Source organism: Leisingera sp. MMG026, from assembly GCF_021654205.1.
Classification (GTDB): domain Bacteria; phylum Pseudomonadota; class Alphaproteobacteria; order Rhodobacterales; family Rhodobacteraceae; genus Leisingera.
In genome coordinates, this window is the sequence record NZ_JAKFZM010000060.1 from 1 (window position 1) to 21,247 (window position 21,247).

27 protein-coding genes and 1 riboswitch are annotated in these 21,247 nt (G+C 56.5%); of the genes, 12 read left to right on the forward strand and 15 right to left on the reverse strand.

The features are described 5' to 3' along the window. Nucleotides 1-117: 117 nt before the first annotated feature. The 3 genes from L1069_RS21270 to L1069_RS24215 all read right to left on the reverse strand — a co-directional run bounded on the left by L1069_RS21270 (nucleotide 118) and on the right by L1069_RS24215 (nucleotide 1,727). On the reverse strand, nucleotides 118-816 hold the full coding sequence (locus tag L1069_RS21270; RefSeq protein WP_129373437.1) for a CbtA family protein: 699 nt from the start codon (nucleotides 814-816) through the stop codon (nucleotides 118-120). Between the two features lie 4 nt (nucleotides 817-820). Beyond that, complete coding sequence (locus L1069_RS21275) at nucleotides 821-991, reverse strand: CbtB domain-containing protein (protein WP_082015742.1); 171 nt, start codon at nucleotides 989-991, stop codon at nucleotides 821-823. A 33-nt stretch (nucleotides 992-1,024) separates the two neighbouring features. Further along, nucleotides 1,025-1,238: riboswitch (cobalamin riboswitch) on the reverse strand. Nucleotides 1,239-1,391: 153 nt separating this feature from the next. Continuing rightward, entirely contained in the window at nucleotides 1,392-1,727 is a 336-nt protein-coding gene (locus L1069_RS24215) for a DUF1636 domain-containing protein (protein ID WP_129373438.1), read from the reverse strand. An 835-nt stretch (nucleotides 1,728-2,562) separates the two neighbouring features. On the opposite strand from L1069_RS24215, the gene L1069_RS21285 reads away from it, so the two are divergent. The 8 genes from L1069_RS21285 to L1069_RS21320 all read left to right on the forward strand — a co-directional run bounded on the left by L1069_RS21285 (nucleotide 2,563) and on the right by L1069_RS21320 (nucleotide 8,659). Further along, a complete protein-coding gene (locus L1069_RS21285) occupies nucleotides 2,563-2,955 on the forward strand; it encodes a hypothetical protein (protein ID WP_129373439.1) in 393 nt (130 codons plus the stop codon). A gap of 82 nt (nucleotides 2,956-3,037) precedes the next feature. Further along, complete coding sequence (locus L1069_RS21290) at nucleotides 3,038-3,262, forward strand: hypothetical protein (RefSeq protein WP_129373440.1); 225 nt, start codon at nucleotides 3,038-3,040, stop codon at nucleotides 3,260-3,262. Beyond that, nucleotides 3,262-4,728 (forward strand): TolC family protein, encoded by a 1,467-nt coding sequence (locus L1069_RS21295; RefSeq protein ID WP_129373441.1) that lies wholly within the window; start codon nucleotides 3,262-3,264, stop codon nucleotides 4,726-4,728. Before L1069_RS21290 ends, L1069_RS21295 begins: the two co-directional genes overlap by 1 nt. A 14-nt stretch (nucleotides 4,729-4,742) precedes the next feature. Then, nucleotides 4,743-5,939: a copper oxidase gene (locus L1069_RS21300; protein WP_237456976.1), complete on the forward strand. Its 1,197-nt coding sequence runs from the start codon at nucleotides 4,743-4,745 to the stop codon at nucleotides 5,937-5,939. Beyond that, on the forward strand, nucleotides 5,924-6,100 hold the full coding sequence (locus tag L1069_RS21305; RefSeq protein ID WP_237456977.1) for a hypothetical protein: 177 nt from the start codon (nucleotides 5,924-5,926) through the stop codon (nucleotides 6,098-6,100). Before L1069_RS21300 ends, L1069_RS21305 begins: the two co-directional genes overlap by 16 nt. Before the next feature lie 41 nt (nucleotides 6,101-6,141). Next, nucleotides 6,142-6,840 carry a copper-binding protein gene (locus L1069_RS21310; protein ID WP_129373442.1) on the forward strand — a complete coding sequence of 233 codons (699 nt, stop codon included), beginning with the start codon at nucleotides 6,142-6,144 and terminating at the stop codon, nucleotides 6,838-6,840. Nucleotides 6,841-6,968: 128 nt separating this feature from the next. Then, nucleotides 6,969-8,228 carry an ABC transporter ATP-binding protein gene (locus L1069_RS21315; RefSeq protein WP_205877464.1) on the forward strand — a complete coding sequence of 420 codons (1,260 nt, stop codon included), beginning with the start codon at nucleotides 6,969-6,971 and terminating at the stop codon, nucleotides 8,226-8,228. Continuing rightward, a complete protein-coding gene (locus tag L1069_RS21320) occupies nucleotides 8,225-8,659 on the forward strand; it encodes a cytochrome c (protein ID WP_129373443.1) in 435 nt (144 codons plus the stop codon). Before L1069_RS21315 ends, L1069_RS21320 begins: the two co-directional genes overlap by 4 nt. Before the next feature lie 37 nt (nucleotides 8,660-8,696). Here the strand turns inward: L1069_RS21320 and L1069_RS21325 are convergent, their stop codons facing one another. The 8 genes from L1069_RS21325 to L1069_RS21360 all read right to left on the reverse strand — a co-directional run bounded on the left by L1069_RS21325 (nucleotide 8,697) and on the right by L1069_RS21360 (nucleotide 14,193). Further along, nucleotides 8,697-9,413 (reverse strand): peptide-methionine (R)-S-oxide reductase, encoded by a 717-nt coding sequence (locus L1069_RS21325; protein ID WP_343328080.1) that lies wholly within the window; start codon nucleotides 9,411-9,413, stop codon nucleotides 8,697-8,699. 15 nt (nucleotides 9,414-9,428) lie between these two features. Further along, entirely contained in the window at nucleotides 9,429-9,980 is a 552-nt protein-coding gene (locus L1069_RS21330; RefSeq protein ID WP_129373445.1) for a fasciclin domain-containing protein, read from the reverse strand. A gap of 71 nt (nucleotides 9,981-10,051) precedes the next feature. Further along, nucleotides 10,052-10,756, reverse strand: a complete 705-nt coding sequence (locus L1069_RS21335) for an anti-sigma factor (RefSeq protein WP_129373446.1) — start codon at nucleotides 10,754-10,756, stop codon at nucleotides 10,052-10,054. Then, on the reverse strand, nucleotides 10,753-11,295 hold the full coding sequence (locus tag L1069_RS21340; protein ID WP_129373447.1) for a sigma-70 family RNA polymerase sigma factor: 543 nt from the start codon (nucleotides 11,293-11,295) through the stop codon (nucleotides 10,753-10,755). The genes L1069_RS21335 and L1069_RS21340 overlap by 4 nt, the downstream gene beginning before the upstream one ends. Nucleotides 11,296-11,425: 130 nt before the next feature. Next, nucleotides 11,426-12,277 (reverse strand): DUF4394 domain-containing protein, encoded by an 852-nt coding sequence (locus tag L1069_RS21345; protein ID WP_129373448.1) that lies wholly within the window; start codon nucleotides 12,275-12,277, stop codon nucleotides 11,426-11,428. 618 nt (nucleotides 12,278-12,895) lie between these two features. Then, nucleotides 12,896-13,684, reverse strand: coding sequence for a Fic family protein (locus tag L1069_RS21350; protein WP_129373449.1), 789 nt, complete (start codon nucleotides 13,682-13,684; stop codon nucleotides 12,896-12,898). Next, the gene (locus L1069_RS21355) at nucleotides 13,677-13,910 is read right to left on the reverse strand and encodes a hypothetical protein (protein WP_129373450.1); all 234 of its coding nucleotides are present in this window, start codon (nucleotides 13,908-13,910) and stop codon (nucleotides 13,677-13,679) included. The genes L1069_RS21350 and L1069_RS21355 overlap by 8 nt, the downstream gene beginning before the upstream one ends. 1 nt (nucleotide 13,911) lies before the next feature. Further along, on the reverse strand, nucleotides 13,912-14,193 hold the full coding sequence (locus tag L1069_RS21360) for a hypothetical protein (protein ID WP_129373451.1): 282 nt from the start codon (nucleotides 14,191-14,193) through the stop codon (nucleotides 13,912-13,914). A gap of 80 nt (nucleotides 14,194-14,273) precedes the next feature. Here L1069_RS21360 and L1069_RS21365 point away from each other — a divergent pair, with 80 nt between their 5' ends. Both L1069_RS21365 and L1069_RS21370 read left to right on the forward strand, forming a co-directional pair. Continuing rightward, nucleotides 14,274-15,119, forward strand: a complete 846-nt coding sequence (locus tag L1069_RS21365) for a recombinase family protein (protein ID WP_129373452.1) — start codon at nucleotides 14,274-14,276, stop codon at nucleotides 15,117-15,119. A gap of 429 nt (nucleotides 15,120-15,548) precedes the next feature. Continuing rightward, nucleotides 15,549-16,622, forward strand: coding sequence for a ParA family protein (locus tag L1069_RS21370; protein ID WP_129373453.1), 1,074 nt, complete (start codon nucleotides 15,549-15,551; stop codon nucleotides 16,620-16,622). A 497-nt stretch (nucleotides 16,623-17,119) separates the two neighbouring features. Here L1069_RS21370 and L1069_RS21375 read toward each other — a convergent pair whose 3' ends face one another. Beyond that, the gene (locus L1069_RS21375) at nucleotides 17,120-17,323 is read right to left on the reverse strand and encodes a hypothetical protein (protein ID WP_129373454.1); all 204 of its coding nucleotides are present in this window, start codon (nucleotides 17,321-17,323) and stop codon (nucleotides 17,120-17,122) included. A 206-nt stretch (nucleotides 17,324-17,529) separates the two neighbouring features. Here L1069_RS21375 and L1069_RS21380 point away from each other — a divergent pair, with 206 nt between their 5' ends. After that, on the forward strand, nucleotides 17,530-18,474 hold the full coding sequence (locus L1069_RS21380; protein ID WP_129373455.1) for a LysR family transcriptional regulator: 945 nt from the start codon (nucleotides 17,530-17,532) through the stop codon (nucleotides 18,472-18,474). Nucleotides 18,475-18,596: 122 nt separating this feature from the next. After that, entirely contained in the window at nucleotides 18,597-19,421 is an 825-nt protein-coding gene (locus L1069_RS21385; RefSeq protein ID WP_129373456.1) for a DUF481 domain-containing protein, read from the forward strand. Between the two features lie 257 nt (nucleotides 19,422-19,678). Here the strand turns inward: L1069_RS21385 and L1069_RS21390 are convergent, their stop codons facing one another. The 3 genes from L1069_RS21390 to L1069_RS21400 all read right to left on the reverse strand — a co-directional run bounded on the left by L1069_RS21390 (nucleotide 19,679) and on the right by L1069_RS21400 (nucleotide 21,169). Then, entirely contained in the window at nucleotides 19,679-20,059 is a 381-nt protein-coding gene (locus L1069_RS21390) for a helix-turn-helix transcriptional regulator (RefSeq protein WP_237456978.1), read from the reverse strand. Between the two features lie 261 nt (nucleotides 20,060-20,320). Next, nucleotides 20,321-20,608, reverse strand: coding sequence for a hypothetical protein (locus tag L1069_RS21395; protein ID WP_129373457.1), 288 nt, complete (start codon nucleotides 20,606-20,608; stop codon nucleotides 20,321-20,323). A 201-nt stretch (nucleotides 20,609-20,809) separates the two neighbouring features. Beyond that, complete coding sequence (locus L1069_RS21400; RefSeq protein WP_129373458.1) at nucleotides 20,810-21,169, reverse strand: helix-turn-helix transcriptional regulator; 360 nt, start codon at nucleotides 21,167-21,169, stop codon at nucleotides 20,810-20,812. Nucleotides 21,170-21,247: the final 78 nt, after the last annotated feature.

Below are 21,247 nucleotides of genomic sequence, written 5' to 3' on the forward strand. Positions count from 1 at the left end.
CACCGCCGCCAAAGATCAGGCCTATGGCAAAAAGAGCAAGAGAGCGGGACATATCGGTATCCTCGGAAAAGAGTTTCCCCGCCGGGCGAACCCGGCGGGGATCAGGCTGGGCCAGTATCAGGCGGCGGCTTCTGCGCGCTTGCCTTCGGTTTGCCAGAAGTAGCCGGCAAAGCTGCCCAAGAGCACCCAGGCGGCCATGCCGACGCCAAAGGCGCGGGCGGCAAACAGGGCGCCGATCTCTGTCGGAACCGGGCCGGTGAAGCTTTCGGGCTCAGGCGCGCCGATTACATGCGGCGCCAGCAGCAGCAGGGCTGCGACGGTATAGCCCGCCAAGCTGCCGCCATAGGCAATCAGCCACATGGCAACGCCCGCGGCGGCCACAGTTGCCCCCCACCAGATCTGACGCGCACCGACATCGGCGGCGGCCACGCCCGGAACTTCCGGCGCCAGCGTCAGGCCGGGCGCGAAGTGGAAGGTGATGAAACCCGCCAGGCCCCATAGAATACCGGTGCGCGCGTTGATCTCGTGGCCCTGGCGTTCAGCCACCGACATCAGCGCCGCCATCACCAGCGCATAGCCGGTGTAGGTCAGCATGGTGAAGATGATGCTGAGCCCGTCACGCATCGGTTCGGCAAACATGCCGGGCAGGTCGGGATGGGCCGTCACCGCTTCGGCACCAAAATGCACCAGCTCTCCTGATTCATAAAGCTCAGCGTGCAGCAGCACGGGCTGCACGAAAACGAGCTGCAGCAGGGCGGTAATCAGCCCTGCTGCAGCGCCAGCGAACAGGCCGCTGGTCAGAATGCGACTGAACATGGCCTTAGTGGCAGGGGAAGCCAGTTGCGTGGCGCACATCATGCGCGGCGTCGTGCAGGGCAGATGCCTGAACATGGCCGGTCAGCGTGATGATCCCGAAACCCAGAACCACTGCAAACAGTGCCGGAAGAACACTGGTGCCAGCGGCGGAAGCCTTAAGCGTCTTGGTCGTCATTTTTAGTCCTCCTTACCGTCACACCCGACGGTACAAGTTGCGTTACCACACGGCCGGTCTCCTGACTCGCGGGTCGCTGCTGCCATCCTCCTTCCCGGCCTTGGCCAGTGGATATTGGAAGGCCGCTCGCCGCTCACAGTCGCGGGGGCGGTTGAGGCTTCGGTGCCGCGATTTGGTCCACCGTCCTCATTCCCGTTTCAGTCCCAGTGCTTAGGCACCATCAGACACCGTATCATGTGGTAATGCCCCGTGCGGCTGAGTCCGGTCAAGGATGATTCCGCCAATTTAAAACACGTCAGCGTCATGCACGGGCGGAAACCGGAAGGCAGGAACCCCTGATAATTTCCAATTTCTCGGCAAAAAACTGCTGGATCTCTTTGTCCTGCCGGCAGCAAGCGGTTCAGTCCAGATCCGCAGGGATGCGGGCGATCACCTTAAACCGCAGTCGGCCCAGCGGCCTGGCATCGGCAAAATTGCCATCCGGGCTAACCTCATACATCCGCAGGAAGGTCAGGATGTCCGGCAGGTCACCCGCGGTGATTTCCCCGAATAGATAGGCGGTCTTCCCGCTTTGCCGCATAGCTAGGGTTTGCGGCCGCTTGCAACCGGACATACATTCCACCTGCTGCAGCCTTACTTTTCCTCCCGAAGCCTCCAAAGCCGCGGCGACCTGCCCAAAAAAGGCAGGGTCTGCGTCGCGGCAAGTTCGGCATAAGGTGAGTGTGGGCAGGCTCATGCGCCGGGCAGGTCCTCAATCGAGCGATCTTCGTTGGAAACCTACGTCCCGTGGTACCATGCAAGCTTGGCTTCAATACCAATTTTGACGCTGAATTTCCTAAAGAGTCCATAGTTAGTTTTGAGGCAAATGTGCTTGGGGCAGCTTGCTGACGCAAGTCGCTCGAATGCTTTTTGTCCAAAACTTCGCCGCGCGGACCACTGAGGCGGATAAACCGTAGAATCAAGGCTTTGCGAAGTATCGCGAGCGGGCCACATCATCCGCACTGCGAGTTAGAACTGTTGCCCTCTGAAAGCAGTCTTAGGGGTGGAAAACACTGCCTTCCCATTCCCTCGCAACCGCAGCAAGGATTGAACAGCCGCGGCGACGGGTGGTTTCGTTGCGCACCCTACCAGTTCAAACAGCACGCAGCGAATGGCGGCAGCTTCAAGCGTTCACACTTCGGATCATTATCTCGATCTCTCTTGGATTTATCAGAAGCAAAGGGCAAACCGACCACGGTCCTGGCGACAACTGAGCCTATGCGGGAGTTGCCCGAAACCGGCCTGCGCCGGGTATCGCTGACAATCTTCCTAAGCTTGCAGGATCACCGAAGCAGGCGTTTCAGCAGCCACAGGCTTGACCACTCTGCCGAACTGTTCAGCCAACGAATCGTCACTTTCGATAAGTCTTATCAGACTTAGCCCTCCTGCGCAGGAAGGTTTGCTTCGCGTTGTAGTCGCATACGATCCGACAGGGAACTTCGAGGAAAACGCTTCTGAAATGCTCAAATTCGTGCGCTGAATACATCATTGCCATCTTGACGCGGACTGCTCCGGTGCTGTGCAATACCCGCATGATGTTTCTGGCACGTATCTTCCGGCTGATCAGGGTCGCCGCTGCTTTTGCGGTAGTTCTTGTGTTGGGATTTTCGTTGCCATCCGCTGCGCATTCTGTCGCGGGCCATCATAGCAATGCAGCGATGTCGCACGACGGACAAAGCCATACTGCCTCCTTTGTGGCCGGCGTAACGCATAAGGCTTCCCATATTGCCGAAAACGATGGTCAAGACACTGCGCAATACACCGCTGATGCCGGAAACTGCTGCGCGGGCGCCTGTATGGCCCTTGCAATACTTTCTTTGCAGCCTGATGCCGCTTTTGTTCAGCAGCCTGTCCGTTGGGTGATGGCTTCCGCGCAGCTGCCGTCTCAGGATCGTGTGAAGGTCCTGCGTCCTCCTAGATCCTGAAAATCTGACCCGCAGAAGCGGTAATTAAAGCCGTTCTGTGCCTAAGCGCAGAACCACTACAGATTATTCTCAGGAAAAACAGATGAAATCTCCTTTTCTGGCCGGGGCATGCGCCCTGCTGCTGGGGGCGTGTGCCGCTGATCCAGCAGCGCTGCCCGATACCGCAGCGTTGCAAAGGGTTGCTGCGCAATCCGGCCCTTACCGTACCCTGAATTATCAGTCTCCCCTCTCGGGCTATGAACGCCAAGAACCCAGCGGCCCGGTTTCCTGGCGTGGCGTCAATGATCAGCAGCAGGAGGACCACTGATGAGGATCAGAGTTTGGCGCGCCGTGCTGGCGTCGCCCGTGGTACTTGCTGCCTGCTCGGCCGCTGTACCGGAGAAGTACACCAGCCCGCAGGCCGGATTTCAGGAAGTGGCCAGTCAGACTTCGGCGGTCATCGGCAAACGCACGGCCTTTGCGCAAACACAGGCGGAAAACGAGGCTTTGGCCAAGGAAGTCCGCAGCCTCGTGCAGGGCAAGACGATCTCCGCCGACACAGCGGTGCAAGCGGCGCTTTTGAACAACAAAGGATTGCAGGCATCTTATGCTGCAGTCGGGCTGTCGGCGGCGGAGGCCTGGCAGCAGATGACGCCGGAGAACCCGGTGGTGTCGATCGGCCTGTTGGGGATCGGGGCGCCTGAACTGGGCCTGTACCGGGCGCTGGAATCCACCATCGCCGTGAACCTGCTGGACGTGAAGACGCGCAAGCAGCGCATCGCTGTGGCCGAGGCCCAGTTCCAGCAGGCCCAGCTGAACGCGGTGAACGATACCTTGGCGCTGGCCGGGCAGACCCGGCAGGCCTGGATCACTGCCGTGGCGGCCTTTGAACGGCTGAGTTATCTGCGACAGGCCAGCGAGACTGCGGCAGCAGGGGCAGAGCTGGCGAGCCAGCTAGGCAGGACCGGCGCGCTGAACAAGGCGGGGCAGGCGCGGGAATTTGCCTTCAATGCCGAACTGGCAGGCCAAGTCGCCAGAGCCCGTCTGGAAGCAAAGCTCGCCAAGGAAGAGCTGACGCGGCTGATGGGCCTGTGGGGCAGCGATGCCAACTACTACGTGCCCGATGCTCTGCCATCCTTGCCAAAGTCTTTGCCCAAAGTGTCCTCCATCGAGCAGGCAGCTCTGAAGAACCGGGTGGATTTGCAGGTCGCCAAGCTTGGACTTGAGGCGCAGGCCCGGGCCTTTGGACTGACGGACCGGACCCGGCTGGTGACGGATCTGGAACTGATTGCAGGCTTTGAGGCGGAGCGCGAGCGCGAGGACGGAGTGACCAACACCGAGACCCTTCCACAATTGGAGCTGGAGTTTGCCATCCCGGTATTTGACACCGGCAAGGCGCGGATGCGCAAGGCGGAGCTGTCTTATATGCAAGCGGCCAATGCCTTGGCTGAACGGGCGGTGAATGTCCGTTCCGAAGCCCGCAGCGCAGAACTAGCCTACCACTCCTCTTACGAAATCGCCCGTCACTATCGTGACGTGCTGGTGCCGCTACGCAGGTCTATCGAGGAGGAAGGGCTGCTCAGCTACAACGGCATGATCACCAATACCTTCGAACTGCTGACCGACGTTCGCGAAAAGCTGGCGAGCTCGCTGGAGGCTGCCAATGCCAAACGTGACTTCTGGTTGGCGCAGGCGAATGTAGGTGCCGCGATCTACGGCGGAGGCGGAGGCGCTGGCTCGGCCCCCCAAGGCGGCGGTGGAGAGATTGCCGGTGGCGGCGGCGCAGGCCATTGAAAGGAACGAATGAAATGATGAATCGACGTCAATTGCTTGGAGCCGGCGCTGCGGGTGCTGCGCTGGTTTCTGGTCAAGCGTGGGGCAAGACCTCGAACATGGGCCTGCCCGAAGCCGCCAGCATGGACACTGCGGCCACTCAGCCACCGTTACCTCCCTCTGTTGGGCCGGACTACAACCCGGTAGTCACGCTGAACGGCTGGACCCTGCCGTTCCGGATGAACAACGGGGTGAAGGAGTTTCACCTGGTGGCGGAACCGGTCGAGCGCGAGCTGGCCGAAGGCATGACCGCGCATCTGTGGGGCTACAACGGCCAGTCCACCGGTCCCACCATCGAAGCAGTGGAGGGCGACCGGGTCCGCATCTTCGTGACCAACAAACTGCCGGAGCATACTTCGGTACATTGGCACGGGTTGATCCTGCCGTCAGGCATGGACGGGGTCGGCGGTCTCAGCCATCCGGGCATCCCGCCGGGCAAAACCTTTGTCTACGAGTTCGACCTGACCAAATCCGGCACGTTCATGTACCATCCGCATGCCGACGAGATGGTACAGATGGCCATGGGCATGATGGGCATGTTCATCGTGCACCCCAAGGATCCGGCCTTCATGCCAGTGGATCGGGATTTCCTGATCATGCTCAATGCCTTCGACATCGATCCAGGCTCTTATGTGCCGCGGGTGATGGAGATGACGGACTTCAACTTGTGGACCTGGAACAGCCGGATTTTCCCGGATATTGACCCGTTGGTAGTCAACCAGGGCGACCGGGTGCGGGTGCGCACCGGCAACCTGACGATGACCAACCACCCGATCCACATGCACGGCTACGACTTCGAGGTCACCTGCACCGATGGCGGTTGGGTTCCCGAAAGCGCCCGCTGGCCCGAGGTGTCGATTGACATCCCCGTCGGCGCCATGCGCGCCTATGAGTTTGACGCGGTGCATCCGGGCGACTGGGCGATCCACTGCCACAAGTCGCACCACACGATGAACGCGATGGGCCACGACGTGCCGACCTTCATCGGCACCGACAAGCGCAAGTTGACCGGCCAGATCCGCAACCTTCAGCCCGAATACATGCCGATGGGAACCGCCGGCATGGCCGACATGGGCGAGATGTCGATGCCGCTGCCCGACAACACCGTACCTATGATGGCCGGCTGGGGACCGATGGCCCGCTCGAGATGGGCGGCATGTTCTCGGTCGTGAAGGTGCGCGAAGGCATTGAAGCAAACGACTACAGCGATCCTGGCTGGTACGAAAACCCTCCCGGCACCCAGGCCTATGAATGGACCGGTGAACTGCCCGACTTTGCACGCGCCGATAACGCGCAAACCCGCATTACCCCAAAACCCACCGCCAAGGGCTGACCAGCCATTGGACCCCAACCAAACCTGACGAGGAGACAGATATGAACAAGATTCTATCGGCAGCCATTCTTGGCGCTCTAGCCGCTGCACCGGCCTTTGCCGCCGGCACCCACGGCGGCGGCCATCATGACGAAATGGAGGTCGGCAAGCCCGGAGAGGCAGCCCATGCAGACCGCGAAATCGCTGTCACCATGAAGGAAACCGACGACGGTGAGATGATTTTCGAACCCTCCGGTTTTTCCTTTACCAAGGGCGAAACCATCAAGTTCGTGATCACCAACGCCGGCGAGCTGGAGCATGAATTCGTGCTGGATACGGCCGAGCGAAATGTCCACCACAAAGAGCTCATGGCCAAAATGGACATGGAACATGACGACCCGAATTCGGTGCGTCTGGACGCGGGTGCAACAGGAGAAATTATCTGGACCTTCTCCAATCTCGGCACATTCGAGTTCGCTTGCCTGATCCCCGGCCATTATGAGTCCGGCATGCATGGGCCGGTCGCGGTGCTCGAAGGCGGCGGCGGCACCTTCACGGCCGGAACGGTCAAGAAAATCGACGCCAAATCCGGCAAGGTCACAATCAAGCATGAAGAACTGGTTGATCTGGAGATGCCCGCAATGACCATGGTGTTCCGTGTGGCTCACGCGGCAATGCTGGAGCAGATGCAGGCAGGCGGCAGTATCGAGTTCGTTGCCGAAAGGGTCAAAGGTAAGCTGACCGTGACTGCGGTAAGATAACCGGCAGAGGAGGTCGGAACGCCGGCCTCCTCTCTCCCAAACTCCTAGCAGGCCCATCAGGCGCCCAAGCGCACAACCATCAAAACACTGCACCGGCAGAAATCTGACAATAGGCAATCAAGGCAACGATGCTGGATCTGCACACTCTCACACATGATGCCGCAGGCGCATTCGGGTTCTGGTACGATGACAGCGCACCCGAATGGCTCCACCCGGTGATGCATCTGGTTCTGGTGCTGGCGCCAACGCTGCTTTTGCTCACCTTGGCCGGCCAGGCCGCCTGGCTGCTGCGCCGGCGGCTTCTACGGCGGGCGGCACCGATAGCTCCAGCTCAATTCCCGGCGGGCGGTCTGGAGCCGGGCTTGCCCCGCTATATCCTGCGCACGACCGGGCCGCATCAGCAGATCCTGATCTTGTTCAGCCTGACAGCGATGCCGATCGTCTACCTGTCTCTTGAGCTGCCCAAGCAGATCGTGAACCGCGTGTTTGAAAACGGCAGCAGTCCGGTTGTGGTGTTTGGTGTCGAGCTTTCGCAAGTTTCGCTGTTGTTTCTTCTCTGCGGCGCCTATCTGGCAGTCATCACACTCAACGGCCTAAACAAATACTGGCTGAACATCCGAAAAGGGCGCGTTGCCGAAAGCTTCGTGCGCAGGCTTCGCCTTGCCGTTTACCGCCAGTGGAGGCAGGATCAGCCTACTCGGCGCCAACCTGCGATCATGCCGGTTCTTGGCGCCGAGGTCGAGCCTGTCGGCAGCTTTGCCTCCGAACTGCTAACCGTCCCGCTGCTGCAAGGCGGCACGCTGGCGACAATCCTTCTGTTCATGTTCGTGCAGGATCCGATCCTCGCCGCGGCGGCCCTGACGGTGCTTCCGCTGCAGTTGATCATTGTGCCGCGTCTTCAACGGCGGGTGAATGCAGTGTCCCGCAAACGGATCCGAGAGATGCGCTTGCTAGGTGAGCATTTGGACCGGCAAAAGCGGGATTCCGGGAAAGGCATGCTGCCGGTCGCACGCAGTTTCCGGCAGTTGCTGAAGTTGCGCCTGCAGATCCACCGGCTGAAATTCCAGGCCAAGGCGATCAACAACTTCCTGACCGCCCTAACGCCATTCCTGTTCTATTCCCTCGGCGGGTATTTCGTGTTGCAGGAGCGGGTCTCGCTGGGCGCGCTGGTGGCAATGTTGTCCGCCCACAAGGAGTTTTCATCCCCTCTGAAGGACCTGTTCCGATTCTATCAACAAAGCGAGGACGTGCGGATCCGGTACCAAGAGATCCGCGCCTTCGCAGCGGCCGGTTTCGGCGGGGCGCTCGGCCTCGCAAAAGTTGCTGGTCAACCTCGATACGGCCCGAAAGCAGATTCGTTCACCACTGAGAGAAAGAGATCCTCATGAACAAGAACCTTGTTATCGTGGCTGCCGCAGCTGCCGCGGTGGCCTACTACGTTTACCACAGCACCGATGGAGGCGAGGCAACCACGCAGAGTGCCGTTCTGAAACCCGGAGCTCCGCTTGCCGAGGTTCAGCTGCCGCCGGACTTGAGTGACACTGCCCGGATCGGCAAGCGCGCCTATGACGCGATTTGCGCTGACTGCCACGGAGACAATGCCGCAGGCCGCAACGGCATGGGGCCGCCGCTGGTTCACAAGATCTATGAGCCATCGCACCACGGCGACGCCGCCTTTATGCTCGCGGTCAGAAACGGCGTGCGGGCACATCACTGGAATTTTGGCAACATGCCTGCCAAGCACGGGCTGACCGATGGCGACGTGAAGGGCATCACTCGGTATGTGCGGGAACTGCAGCAGGCAAACGGGATCGAATAACCCGGGGGCGAGAAGCTGGGCCGTAGTAACGGACCTGCTAAAGTTCCACGGCTCTGCAGTACTCATAGCGAACGAGGACGCTACCGAACTCCAGGGACAAGACTGGCAATCGGACATGGGACCAAGGGCGGAAAGATTCTGGCATGGCCGAGAGAATGGCTGCTGTCCTCTGGTTGTTCTTCATACGCCCAATAATGCACTTTCGGGCTATTTGGGCCAGGTTGCAGCTGAGGCGAACAGCAGCAACGTCCCGTATCTCATCAGTTCGAACAGCACGCAGAGAATGGTCACTGCATCTTGGGTTCGCCTTGTGTTCTTTATAACCCCCATCTGTGCACGTTCGGTGCGGTTGGGCCTGGAAGATGAATTTGCGATCTTCTTTTGTGCCAACAGCATTCGGCAGACTTTCAAAAAAGCTGGGCCAACCGGTGCCACTATCGTACTTCGCGTCTGCGCCGTAGACTGGCAGATCGCATCCCCGGCAGCGGTAGGTGCCAGCCCGATACTCATCATTCAACGGACTGGTATAAGGGCGTTCGGTCTCTTCCTGGCGCAAGACGAGGTACTCTCTTTCGCTCAAGCGCTCCCGCCATTCGGATTCACTGCGGCAAATCTCAAATCCGCATGTCGCGGCTTGAAGGGGCCGGGCCAGTAAGGCTGCGCCGGTGATCATGAGCAAAGTTCTGCGGTTCATGTGGCACCTGTTCGGATAGTGTTTGGATGAGCCAGCCAAAGGGTAGGCTGGCCCATCCATGCCGGTCTGCTCGATTTACTTCGGTACAAGAACCGTATCGACAACGTGGATCACGCCGTTCGACTGATCGACATCGGCGATGGTCACACGGCCAGTATTGCCGTTTTCGTCGTAAATGTAGACATTGTTGCCCTTCACCTGCGCCGAAAGGGCATCGCCCGATACAGCGTTAAAGTGATAGAAGCCATCGGACGAAGCGCGGGCCTGACCTGCGATCTCTGCGGCGGACCAATCACCAGCAACGACATGCGCGGTCAGCACTTTGACGAGCATGTCCTTGTTCTCAGGCTTCAGGAGCGTATCCACGGTTCCTGCAGGCAATGCGGCAAAGGCATCGTTCACGGGGGCAAAGACTGTAAAGGGGCCTGGGCCTTGCAACGTCTCGACCAGGCCTGCAGCCTGAACAGCGGCGACGAGCGTGGTGTGGTCTGCCGAGTTCACCGCATTTTCGACGATGTTCTTGGTTTCGAACATGGGCGCGCCGCCAACCATGGGGTTCTCTGCATAGGCAGCAGTTGCGATTGTCAGCGCTGCGGCTGCGATGGCCAGATTGGATATGATTTTCATATTTTCTCCTCTCGTGGTTGCCCGCGATCTTTTGCGGTTACGAGAGCCACGGCACGATGTGCGGAAGAGTTTCAGCCCGCCTGAAATAAATCGGCGTCAAAGAATTCGTCAGTCGCCAATACGGCCCCTGTAGGCGCACCGGTGGGCGAGCCGCCTTCGGGTTCATCCGAAACGGCTAATACTCCACCGTCAATCAAGGCTGCAATCTCGGGAGTGATCTCGAACAAGCTTTCCTGATCCGCCGGGATCACACCCAGGGACACGGGCGCATCAGCATTCGCGCCGATCACCCAAAGCTCAAAATCCCGGCCTGTCGCTGGCGCACCCTGTTTGGGAATAACTTTGAACAGGTTTCCATCCGGGGAATAACCTGCCTCAATATGCACAGCGCCATCTTCCGAGATTAGTGTCGCATGAAGCGTAGGGTCAAAGGCCGGGCCGCGCAGCATAGGGCTGAAAGCGAGGAACGCGGCGACGGCAACAACGGCCAATGCAGGGAAGGCGAACCAACTCCAGGCCCATCCGCGTCTTGGACGGGCTTCCTCGCCATTCAATTCGGCGATTAGTTTCGCTCTGACCGAAGATGAAGGAACCTCATCAGACAGATCAGTAGTCAAAGCTGCGAGCTTAGCCTCCCAAAACTGCACATGCGCACGAAGGTCAGCCTCCACCTGAAGCCGTGCTTCAAATGCCCGCTCCGCGTCCGCGTCCAGCAGGCGCAAGACGTATTCGGCGGCCAACGCCTCGTCTTCCGGTATGTCCTGGTGGTCGCTCATCGCGAAAGGCACTCCTTCAATGATATCAGGCTGCGGCGCAGCCAGGTCCGCATCGTGTTCAGCGGTACATCAAAGCGGTCCGCAAGCGCTTGGTAGGTTGCGCCGTCCAGATAGGCGGCACGCACGGCATCGGCCCGGTCGGGAGGCAGCTCTTCAAAACAGGCACTGATCCGGCGCTGTTCTGATGCAGCAATACTTGCGGCTTCAGGCCCCGGTCGCTTCTCAACAAGCTCACCAACGCTGTCGAGGTCCACGTGATTGGCCTTTCTAGCCCGTAGCCGGTCAATCGACAGATTTCTTGAAACGGTGATGAGCCAAGTCATCGGAGAATGGCCTGTCACCGCATATCCGTCAGCCTTGGCCCAAATGCGAAGATACACGTCCTGCAGTGCATCCTCCGCTTCGGCTCTGCTCTTCAAGACACGCAGGCACACACTGAATAGTTTCCCGCTTGTGGCATCGTAGAGAGCGGCCAGCGCAGCCCGGTCGCCAAGGGCGACCTTACCGATCAGCTCTTCAATGTCCCTGCGGTCCGTCATTCGTGTCCTAAGCCATTCAAATAGCTTCTTTTCCTTGCCTGACTGACAGAAATGGCCCCAAACGGCAAGCTCTTGCCGCTGGGACCACCCTGAACTGGTACCAATCAACTCACCACCCAATCGTCACGGATTACATCCCGAGCGACGCCGCGAAGCCCGTAATGCCACCCATTCCAAGATTGGCTTTCATCGTGGCCGCACCTGTTTCGAGGTCGATCTCGTAAAGCCCAGCCGACGCAGCACCTTCCATCTGAAGGATTGCAAGCGCCATGTCCTCACCTTCTTTGGCCGAAACGATGTCGAAGCCACCCATCGGGGCCAAATCGACAGGTGCACCGTCAACGGTGATTTTACCAATGGTTTCCAATGTACCGGCATTGTTAGCCAAGCTCACCAGTGTGTCGGTTGCAGCATCAAGTGCATACTGGAATGTCGCGCCCGCTGTCTCACCGTTGATGGCGTTCGTATAGGCATTGGCAAAGATCATCGGAGTTGTGCCTGCCATGGAGTCACCATCAGCATAAGCGAGGTCAGTGAAGCGGCGTACGGAACCGGCGCGCTCGTCATTGTCGCCGAAGCCTTCAGGGAAATAGACAAGGTTATCTCCCGTCGATGTCACGGCGCGCACAGCGTCAATCTTGTTGTTGAAGTCAAACGCAACCATTTTACCTTCGCCAATCATCGCATCGTCCATGAACGCGGCACCCAGATCGGTCATATCGCCCGACATCGGATCAATCGTCGCGATCATGCCGTCAGAGAAGCCAAGAAGTTCGCCAGTCACCGGACGCCAGGCAATCGCCTTCAGGGGAGATGCCAAGCTGTAGGTCATCACGTCGCCAGGGGCATTCACATTGCTCATCACGACGAGCGTTGCGCCATCATCTGCCAGAGCATAGCCGGAAACCGCTGCGTGACCTGCAGCAAATGCCGGGCTGGCTGCAAGGGCAATCATGGACGTCACAAGAGCTTGGGTTTTCATCGTTCTTCCTTTCAAGTTGGTATCAGCGCGCACGTATTTGAATGCGCTCTGTCCTCAACCACGAAAGGAAATGCTGGATAGTTTCAGCGCGATCTGGACGTGTCGCGGTTTGATGCCAGACCCAATGTGCAGTCCTATCCGCCGCAAGTTCGTCGCTACGCTGCTATCGCAGCGTAGCAGGCAGCACCAGAGCCACACCAGAGCGGCTTGGCGGGACGGTCAACTAACACCGAACAAAACGATCAGGGCAGATGCCTTCGGCAAGATCGACGAGGTTTCTACAGCTGAGGTTTTCCTGTTGCGGAAGCTGTTTGGAACAAAAAGAACTGTTCTGCTCTCAGCAACGACGTACCATCCTCCTGCTTTAACAGAACGAGCGTATCTGCTTCCAGCCTCATGTCTTGAAACACTACAACGACATTGCCCGAGTAGGCACTCCCGTTATCGATTTGCGAGATGTTGTCAGAGGAAATTTTGAAGACCTCGTCAGCATTGAAAGTGACCTGAGTATTTTACCGCCGAGTGACCGCTGTCAACGGCGGCGTAAAAACCTGCCACCGGGGCGGAGCAAAAGTCGACCAGTTTTGGGAGCGCGCCTTTGAAGAACATGCGTTTTAGCTAACGCGATCTGCCGCCGTCGCTGCGAGTCTGGTCCGGTAAGAACCGGGCTTTGGTTTCTCGATCCATCAACACTTCATAGGTTTTGGCGACTTTGCCAATGTGATCAATCGCGGCTTGCTTTTCTTGCGAGTGCGGCATGTCCGCGATAGCCGATTTGATCGTTTCCAGATAGTCACGAACTGCGGCTTGTGCTTTGTCGCCTGTTTGTGTGCGATCAGGGTCAATCGCATAAGTAATTGCAGCCTTGAGCAGATCAGACGGGCCAGAACGGGAGATATGCGATGCCATTATCCAGCCTTCCCGGTTAATCCTTTCTGAATGCAGCTCGTGCCCTGCCCTTTCTGTGAGCTGGCGCAAAAACTCCGTCTGAGTGCGGCCATTCCCTTCGCGGAACGGGTGAACGAAATTGAGGTTGGCTATAACTTCGGCAGCGTAATCACTGAACTTGTCGGCATTCAAGCCGCGCCCGTAATTCTCGGCCTTTCTCAAACTCCGCTCAACATCCGCCATCCCCAGATCAATCCGCCCAGGTGGCAGGAAGTAACTACCGCCTTTCCCTATGCCTACTGTTCTATACTCCCCAGCCCAATCGTACACGTCTTGAAACAGGTGTTTGTGAATAGCTCTGACATGAGCTGCATCCAGATTGCCAGAAGGTGCGCCTTGTCGGGTCCGGGCCAGAACCATCAGGCGTTCCGCCCTATCAAGTTCTTCGCTGTCCCGAATACCCAATTTGTTCTTTAGAACCTTGAAGTCTGGCGGGTAGCAATATCGCTCGTCAGCCATTCAGCTTTACAATTTTGCTGTTTGGCTGGGGCTTAGTGCGATACCGGCGTTTCACTCGCGCGATCACAAACCGAGCTTGCCGGTCGCCTGACCAGCCTTTGTTTTCCATCCGCCGGAACAGCTCAATTTCTTCATCCGTTGCGGGCGAGTTTTCGACTTCTTGCATGGCAAACCCATGCCGCAAGCGCTTGGAACGAATGCCGTCATATCGTTCGCTGAGAGCCATTTTAAACCTCTTCAGTCTTGTGGAAGGTGATCAGGTTCCCCGCCAGATCGCCCCGAATTGCTACCGAGTCTGCGGGATAATACCTTTTGATGCCAGCAGTCTTTTGCGCCCAAAGAGCTGAGGCTAAGCCCGGATCGTCCGGCATGTTGTCAATAACCTCGCCACCCAACACTTGAGTAAGGTCTGCTGTCATCATCACGACGACCGGACCACCGAGGTTTGCCCCATGAATGCCGCTCAGCTCGTCTTGCGTACATTCGTGTGAATTTGCCTGATCACTCATTTCTGCCTGTTCTCCAAAAAACGATCATTTTGGAGACTAGGCTACTGGCTGGGCTGAAGGCCAGAAGTTTTGGCACTATCGTGTCCAAAAACCCTTCCAAAAACCACAGTGTCCAACTAGTGTTTTTATATGCGTTTTTTGGAGGATTTGCAATGCAGGAATGCGCCGCTGGTGGCAAGATCGTCGGCTACGCTCGTGTGTCGAAGGCTGACCAGTCTCTGGCCCAGCAGGTCGCTCAGCTTCGGGCGCTTGGATGTGATGAGATCTACACGGACCAGCTGAGCGGTAAGAATGCCCGTCGAGAAGGGCTGCAATCTGCCCTCGATACGCTGACTGCGGGGGACCAGCTGGTAGTTCCTGCCTTTGACCGCCTGGGCCGCAATCAGCGCGATCTTTTAAACATCGCGCAAGAGCTGGATGAAAAAGGTATCGCTCTGCGTTCCTTGCGCGAGGACATTGACACACGAACCCCTCTTGGCCGCATGTTCTATTCGGTATGTGCGATGTTCGCGCAATTCGAACGCGATGTGATTTCAGACCGGACGAAAGCGGGCCTGGCGGCCGCCAAGGCTGCGGGCCGTCGCGGAGGCCGGCCAAAGGCGATGGACGCCGATATGCGGAATGCCATTGAACAGAAGTTAGTCGGCACATGCCTTAGCATTGCCAAGATCGCGAAAGAGCATGGGGTGAGTTCCAGCACGATCTACAATGCTTTTCCTGGAGGGCGAGCAGCCTTGATCGCAAAGCGCTTCAAGGTGGTGTCCGATTTCTCAGTAGGGCTAGACCGTTTCCAGGTGGTCGAGGATAGGACGTCAGGAGATTTCTACTGGCGCATGATTGGTGACACCCCTAACCAGGTGCGGGCGCCATATGGTCCGTTCCCAACCGCCGATGATGCAGCAACTGCACTGCGGCAGTTGCTTTAGGTGCAATTCGCTGCTGGTGCAGCCTGGGTAGGATCGTGCGCCCGCTTTGCGCAGAAAGTGACCTTTGCCAAGCCGTGTTGGATAGCATGCTCTGCCGATCCCGGAAGAACCACAGCCCATGGTCTAGAAAGGAGACCCAGATCAACCTGAATAGGCCACCGTAGTGCCTCACCTATGTCTCAGGGGGGGAGCAGGAAGGCCGAGGAAGATTGAATAAATCCAGACCGATAAGCGTTGAGTTTAAACACCACGTTTCGAGCGCGCGCACCTCGGAGCCAAACACCGAAAAGTGTGGAGAACCACCTTTCATCATTGACAGCAGTACAGCAAAAGATCAGCTTTCCAGAAACAGGATGCGAAATGATTTCGCTCTGATCGGAAAAGTTCTCGGAAAAATCAACCCGAGGCGCTGCACGTTGAGAGGCCAACATGACTACAAATATTTATGCATTCTATAATAATAAGGGTGGCGTTGGAAAAACAACATTATGTCAAAATGCAGCCTGCCTGTACGCCGATAAAAACCCAGACGAGCTGGTGTTAGTAATAGACTTATGCCCTCAAGCCAATATCTCCCAGTTCCTTCTGGGAGGAGGCAGGAAAGGGTACAACGCAAACCAAAAACTACAATCTCAAGCTACGCGAAGAAACATTGTAGGATTCATGGATTGGCTCCTCAAAGGAAATTCAGCTTTTACGAGCATCCCCGCCAGTTACATGCATCGAGTCAGCAGATATAACCCTGCCATCACTAAGAACGTTCATCTCATTGCCGGAGATTCTTTCCTGGAATCATTGGCTTTGGCACTAAACTTTGCAACAATGAACCCTGGAAATGTTAATGCTTGGAAGGAGTATGTGACTGCAATCAGGAGGTTGTGCGATTACGAATTAGCTAAGACGGAGTATGATACCATGACTGTCTTCATAGACTGCAACCCAAGCTTCTCCGTTTATACACAAATGGCGCTTGTTTCCTCTGACAATATCATACTTCCCGTTATGGCAGATTTCAGCTCACTGGAAGGTATTAAAGGTATAATGATGCTTCTCTATGGGAAGTATCCGTCGTCAGCTGCAAAAACGTACGCTGACAAAGTTCTTACATTCAACAAGCAAATAAATACTTTCGGACTTAGCTTGCCGAATATTTTTGAAATTCCATTTAACAACTTTACTGCCAATATGGGAGTTGCAAATGCGTATGGGTCAATCAGGAACGAAATTTCTGAATTCGCCTGGCAGCAGTATAAATCTGACCCGTCGATTTTCGCTCAACCAGTCACACCCCCGACAAGCAACAAGCAGTGGGAGGCAATTTACATGTCAAACGTAAAAGATTTTCACACTTCTGGAAAAGTTTCAGCCAGCTTGGGTATACCTCTACACAAGCTTCCGCAGCGCGCATCATACACAATGCCAGATGGAACAGAAATAAAACTTCCAAAGGACAATTATCGCGACTCCCTTATACACCTTTCGAATTTTGTAAATAAGTTGTAGCCGAATGAATATTTTCTTAGCATAACGATGTTGGTTTGGAAAAGGTTACCTGTGTTCGTTATGCTGAGAATGTCTGGAGAAAACCACCCGGATACGATGTTTGCAATCCGAACGCCGGATAAGTGCAATCTGCAACAGATAGCGGTAGCACGCAGTCAGGTGACGTCAGACGACCTTCTCTTCTGCATCCACAGCTAGGCCAATCGTAACCGTCCGGTCTGCCCGCACTGACGATGATCGTTAGTGAGGGATAATGTCCATTAGCGAACAAGTGGACATTATCGAGGTTGGGCATGGCAACCCGGCCATTGATGCAAGCTGCAGCATTTTGGGTTGGGTCAATGAGCATGTCGCGGGACTTAGCCGCCTTTCGCTCTTGCCGCCAATACTAACGCAGCATTTCTATGTATGAGTGGCGCCAATCATGCGCATTGGCGCCCGCAAGGGGGACTTGCGGGCGCCATGAATCTATCTATGGGGCAGTAGAAGCTTTGCGACTACTCGCCTGCACCTACAATGGCCTTGCCTCCGCGGTAGACCAGTTTTCCGGCACCTACTGCACCCTTGGCAACAACCTTGGTTGTGCCGGCGGCAATGCCGACTGTGTTGTCGATTGCTTGATCCGACGAGCAAGCAGACACAGCAAATCCTACAGAGATCAGAGCTGCGATGGTCATTTTGCGGATAGCGTCATGTTTCATTTCGGTCTCCTTTTCCCAACAAAAGGGATTACTGAAAGTGGAGACGGACTTGGGGCCGTTGCGTTGGGGCATCGTCCCCATCACGCTTTTCAGCGGCACATCAGTTGCTTCAGCCCGCCTCCACAGCTTCTAAATAGGGGGTTCTTTCAGAGCAGAAAAACGAATAAGAAATATACATATCTCAAGTAACGCTTATGGGTGCCGTGATGGACATCAACCTGGTCCGGACTTTTCTTGAAGTTGCTGCCACCGGATCTTTCGTGAACGCCAGCGAACGGCTGTTTGTCACACAGTCTGCTGTCAGTCTTCGCGTGCAGCGGCTGGAGGATGCATTAGGAAAACCTCTGTTCACACGTTCTAAGGCCGGCGCAGAACTGACGTCCGCGGGCCGCGAATTTGAACGCTACGCTTTATCCCTGATCAAAATCTGGGAGGAGGCGCGCCAGCAGGTGGGGGTGCCGGAAGGCTATACCAAGTCCCTGACGGTCGGTGCGCAATATTCGCTTTGGCCCCGGCTGGGGTTTCGCTGGATCGACATCATGCAGCAGGAGATGCCCACCTTGAATATCCGGGCGGAGCTTGGCATGCCTGACCGGATCATGCGGTTTCTCATCGAAGGCGTCGTTCAAATCGGCCTGATGTACAATCCGCAACTTCGGCCCGGCCTTTCAGCACATAAGGTGATTGAAGAGGACCTGGTTCTTGCCGCCTCCTGGCCTGCGACGTTTGAAGAGATCGTTCCGCACTATGTCTTTGTCGACTGGGGGCCGGAATTTGTCCATGCCCACGCGCTTGAGCTGCCGGATCTGACAAACCCAGGTCTTACATTGTCGCTTGGAGCGATGGCGGCGGATTATATCGTTTCCCGGCAGGCCGCGGCCTACCTGCCTGCACGCTACATCAAGAAATACCTGGATGAAGGCAGGCTGCATCTTGTACCTGATGCTCCGATGTTCCCGTACCCCGTCTGGTCGATCTGGAGGGACGACCTTGATCCGGAAGTCCGCGCAACCGCGGAGGCCACCCTTGTTGCAATCCAGTCACAAATCGACGCCGACCAAAACGCCGTCCTGGCTGAGCTGTGCGATATTAGTGCCAACCACACGGTCGAAGTGCTTGGAAATATTGAAGACGAGCATTCACATGAGTAATACTCGTTACATCATCAATTATTTCGAATTTCCCTAATCTCAACGGATTTCCTATCTCCAGCATTGGCAGAGATGCCCCCGCCCATTCGGGACGGGTCACTTTGTTGGGAAAGGATAGACCCATGAATAAACGCAATACTCTGGCTGCGTCGGTCCTGGCTCTTCTCGTGGCTGCACCTGTCTTCGCGCAGGGCGCAATCGTCGGGATCGAGGATCTGGACGACCGCATCGACGACATTCAGGAAGATGTTGGCGACGAGCTGGCAGAAGGCCGAGACAAGGACCGCTTTGGCACCAACCAATATGCCCAAGGCTGGACCGGCAGCGCGTCGCTTGGCTTCTCCGGCACGACCGGCAACACCGACACCGCCGATCTGGATTTCGCAGGCCGTCTGCGCTACGGCAATGGCCCGTGGAACCACACCCTCGGCTTCGCCGGTGAGTTCTCGGAAGATAATGACGTGCGCAACAAGGAAGAGATCTTCGTCACCTATGACGTGAACCGCTACTTCACCGAGCAATTCTACCTGTTCGGCCTGGGATCGGTACGTTACGACGATTTCGACTCCAACCGTCTGGACGGCTTCATTGGCTTCGGCCCCGGCTACCGTGTGATCAACACCCCGGATCAGACCTGGCGGATCCAGGCCGGTCCTGGTGTGCGCTACGTCGAGGACCAGCTGGGCAATGACAGCACCGATTTCGCCGGCATTGCGGCATCGCGCTATTACTTCGCCATCAGCGAAACCGTGAACTTGACTATGGACACAGATGTGCTGTTTTCGGACGAAGACACAGTGGTGACCAACGACCTAGGCTTCAACTTCAAGATGACCGACCGGCTGTCGACCCGTGTTTCCTACCGGACCGAATGGGACAGTGACCCGCTGCCGGGCCTGAAGAGCACCGACAACAAGCTTGGTGTGTCCCTGGTATACGGCTTCTGACGACGCCACTTTTCCCTCGGTAACTTGGGGCGGAGCGATCCGCCCCCCCTTTTCCAAACATCCAATGCGGGGGGGCATTCCCATGTCGAATTGGAAAAAACTGAATGACCGGTCTGAACTTCGTTCCTGTTCCCGGACACCGGGGTAAAGTACCCCTGTCCAAGAAAGGAGCATGGAATGAGACAATCGAGGCGGATGATTGCGATCCCGTCGCACATTATCTGCGAATGAGATCAGATTAGGCAGGTTCACTTCAGTCATTCATCTGCACCTTCCTCTAAATTCTCACTCTTGCCGCCCTTCAAACCTAAGGCGGATGCGAGTTTTTCTTGTGTATTTGGCCGCGGTGTTCGGCGGCCAGTTTCAAAGTTGGAGATCGTCGAGACGGTGACGCCAGACGTAGTTGCCAGGTCTTCTTGGGACATGGATTTTGCAATCCGAGCCTGGCGGCATTCGGGGCCGGTCAGGATCATACGCCAGCTCGACGGCCCTTTCTGGTTTATCTCTATGCCCATCCGGACAAGCCGCCACCTGGCCGTCGAGTAGCTAAGCTCTAAGGCTTCAGCGGCTTTTTCAATCGTTCCAAGCGCTTCGTACTGTTGTGCAAGTTCACGCCATTCTTCAGGAAATTCAGACATATCAGCTTTCATTTGTAACTAGATATTAGTTACGCACACGCCTGCTCGGCGTCAACTGCCTGCTTCCATCGTTCTTGAGACTTTAAAACTAGCGGACCGGTTCCTGTGCGGGACTACTGGTGCTATCGGCCGTCGTTTGTACAGATACCGGAGCCGCGCCGCTGAGCCTGGTTTCCGCTGAGTTCTGTTGCCGAAACGGAGATTTTCATGTTTTGGGTGTTCAGCACCGCGCGGTACTGCACGTCAGTCGCCTCTTGGCTTTCAGGGCCGCCCGGTTGTTGGATAACCCACTCCAAGACATGAATCTGCACTGCTCTGTTTTACGTCAGCCTGCACAGCTTGTTCGTAGGTTTCCATGACCCCGCCGCGTCTGACTGTAGCAAGATTCTGATCCAGTTGCAGGTGAAATGCTATTTTGGCTGGGAAATGGCGGCTGCCCGCAAACGGTTCCACATCACAGATAAGGGTTTCGGCCGCCGATGAAAGGCCAGGTGCGCCTGCAATGGAGAGCAAAGCGGCCAAGGCAGCTGAGAGGTAATGTGCCTGCATCTAATTCTCCTGGAATTTGCCACCGCACCCCGGCTGCTCTTATGTGCATTGAAGCGTTTAGCGCCCTTGGGGTGCGTATGAGGGGCGCCTTTTTACCCTGCTTCGAGGGTAACAGCGTCGAACAATCGCCTCAATCGAGAGCTGATTTGGATTTTAGTCGTCGCGCTTCGGTGGAATGCTCGCACAACTCCAGAACTCACACTACGCGGCAAGGGTTTTCGCTAGGGAGAGCAGCTGCGTTCGGCTTTTCTCAGGGATGCCGTAATAAGCTCGCACCAGGTCAACGGCTTCTTTTGCGAACAGCGGGTCAGTGCTTATGTCAGTTTCCCTTTCTGCTCGCGCGTCAATTTCAAGGCCCTCAAAAAAATAAGGTACTTTGACCTTTAGTGCTTCTGCTATTTCCCAAAGCCTCGATGCGCTAACCCGGTTGGCGCCGGTCTCGTACTTCTGAACTTGCTGGAATTTTACATTGCATCGAGCCGCGAGATCCTGTTGCGACATGCCTTTCATCCAGCGCTGATGCCGAATGCGTTTGCCCACATGTTGGTCAATTGGGTTCATGGTCTTGCTTTCTTAGCCGGTAAGGTGACGCCTCTTTACCTTCAATTTACGGTGGATCAACTCTCGAACGAAAGTTTG

Bases quoted from the DNA above. Each gene is read 5' to 3' on its own strand.
- L1069_RS21360 (WP_129373451.1), bottom strand. From the start codon at position 14,193: ATGAGTGATCAGGCAAATTCACACGAATGTACGCAAGACGAGCTGAGC.
- L1069_RS21350 (WP_129373449.1), bottom strand. From the start codon at position 13,684: ATGGCTGACGAGCGATATTGCTACCCGCCAGACTTCAAGGTTCTAAAG.
- L1069_RS21375 (WP_129373454.1), bottom strand. From the start codon at position 17,323: ATGAAACATGACGCTATCCGCAAAATGACCATCGCAGCTCTGATCTCT.
- L1069_RS21305 (WP_237456977.1), top strand. From the start codon at position 5,924: ATGTTCTCGGTCGTGAAGGTGCGCGAAGGCATTGAAGCAAACGACTAC.
- L1069_RS21270 (WP_129373437.1), bottom strand. From the start codon at position 816: ATGTTCAGTCGCATTCTGACCAGCGGCCTGTTCGCTGGCGCTGCAGCA.
- L1069_RS21290 (WP_129373440.1), top strand. From the start codon at position 3,038: ATGAAATCTCCTTTTCTGGCCGGGGCATGCGCCCTGCTGCTGGGGGCG.
- L1069_RS21325 (WP_343328080.1), bottom strand. From the start codon at position 9,413: ATGGATGGGCCAGCCTACCCTTTGGCTGGCTCATCCAAACACTATCCG.
- L1069_RS21335 (WP_129373446.1), bottom strand. From the start codon at position 10,756: ATGAGCGACCACCAGGACATACCGGAAGACGAGGCGTTGGCCGCCGAA.
- L1069_RS21390 (WP_237456978.1), bottom strand. From the start codon at position 20,059: ATGTCTGAATTTCCTGAAGAATGGCGTGAACTTGCACAACAGTACGAA.
- L1069_RS21315 (WP_205877464.1), top strand. From the start codon at position 6,969: ATGCTGGATCTGCACACTCTCACACATGATGCCGCAGGCGCATTCGGG.
- L1069_RS21395 (WP_129373457.1), bottom strand. From the start codon at position 20,608: ATGCAGGCACATTACCTCTCAGCTGCCTTGGCCGCTTTGCTCTCCATT.
- L1069_RS21380 (WP_129373455.1), top strand. From the start codon at position 17,530: ATGGACATCAACCTGGTCCGGACTTTTCTTGAAGTTGCTGCCACCGGA.
- L1069_RS21385 (WP_129373456.1), top strand. From the start codon at position 18,597: ATGAATAAACGCAATACTCTGGCTGCGTCGGTCCTGGCTCTTCTCGTG.
- L1069_RS21400 (WP_129373458.1), bottom strand. From the start codon at position 21,169: ATGAACCCAATTGACCAACATGTGGGCAAACGCATTCGGCATCAGCGC.
- L1069_RS21320 (WP_129373443.1), top strand. From the start codon at position 8,225: ATGAACAAGAACCTTGTTATCGTGGCTGCCGCAGCTGCCGCGGTGGCC.
- L1069_RS21300 (WP_237456976.1), top strand. From the start codon at position 4,743: ATGATGAATCGACGTCAATTGCTTGGAGCCGGCGCTGCGGGTGCTGCG.
- L1069_RS21330 (WP_129373445.1), bottom strand. From the start codon at position 9,980: ATGAAAATCATATCCAATCTGGCCATCGCAGCCGCAGCGCTGACAATC.
- L1069_RS21295 (WP_129373441.1), top strand. From the start codon at position 3,262: ATGAGGATCAGAGTTTGGCGCGCCGTGCTGGCGTCGCCCGTGGTACTT.
- L1069_RS21345 (WP_129373448.1), bottom strand. From the start codon at position 12,277: ATGAAAACCCAAGCTCTTGTGACGTCCATGATTGCCCTTGCAGCCAGC.
- L1069_RS21310 (WP_129373442.1), top strand. From the start codon at position 6,142: ATGAACAAGATTCTATCGGCAGCCATTCTTGGCGCTCTAGCCGCTGCA.
- L1069_RS21370 (WP_129373453.1), top strand. From the start codon at position 15,549: ATGACTACAAATATTTATGCATTCTATAATAATAAGGGTGGCGTTGGA.
- L1069_RS21275 (WP_082015742.1), bottom strand. From the start codon at position 991: ATGACGACCAAGACGCTTAAGGCTTCCGCCGCTGGCACCAGTGTTCTT.
- L1069_RS21285 (WP_129373439.1), top strand. From the start codon at position 2,563: ATGATGTTTCTGGCACGTATCTTCCGGCTGATCAGGGTCGCCGCTGCT.
- L1069_RS21340 (WP_129373447.1), bottom strand. From the start codon at position 11,295: ATGACGGACCGCAGGGACATTGAAGAGCTGATCGGTAAGGTCGCCCTT.
- L1069_RS21355 (WP_129373450.1), bottom strand. From the start codon at position 13,910: ATGGCTCTCAGCGAACGATATGACGGCATTCGTTCCAAGCGCTTGCGG.
- L1069_RS24215 (WP_129373438.1), bottom strand. From the start codon at position 1,727: ATGAGCCTGCCCACACTCACCTTATGCCGAACTTGCCGCGACGCAGAC.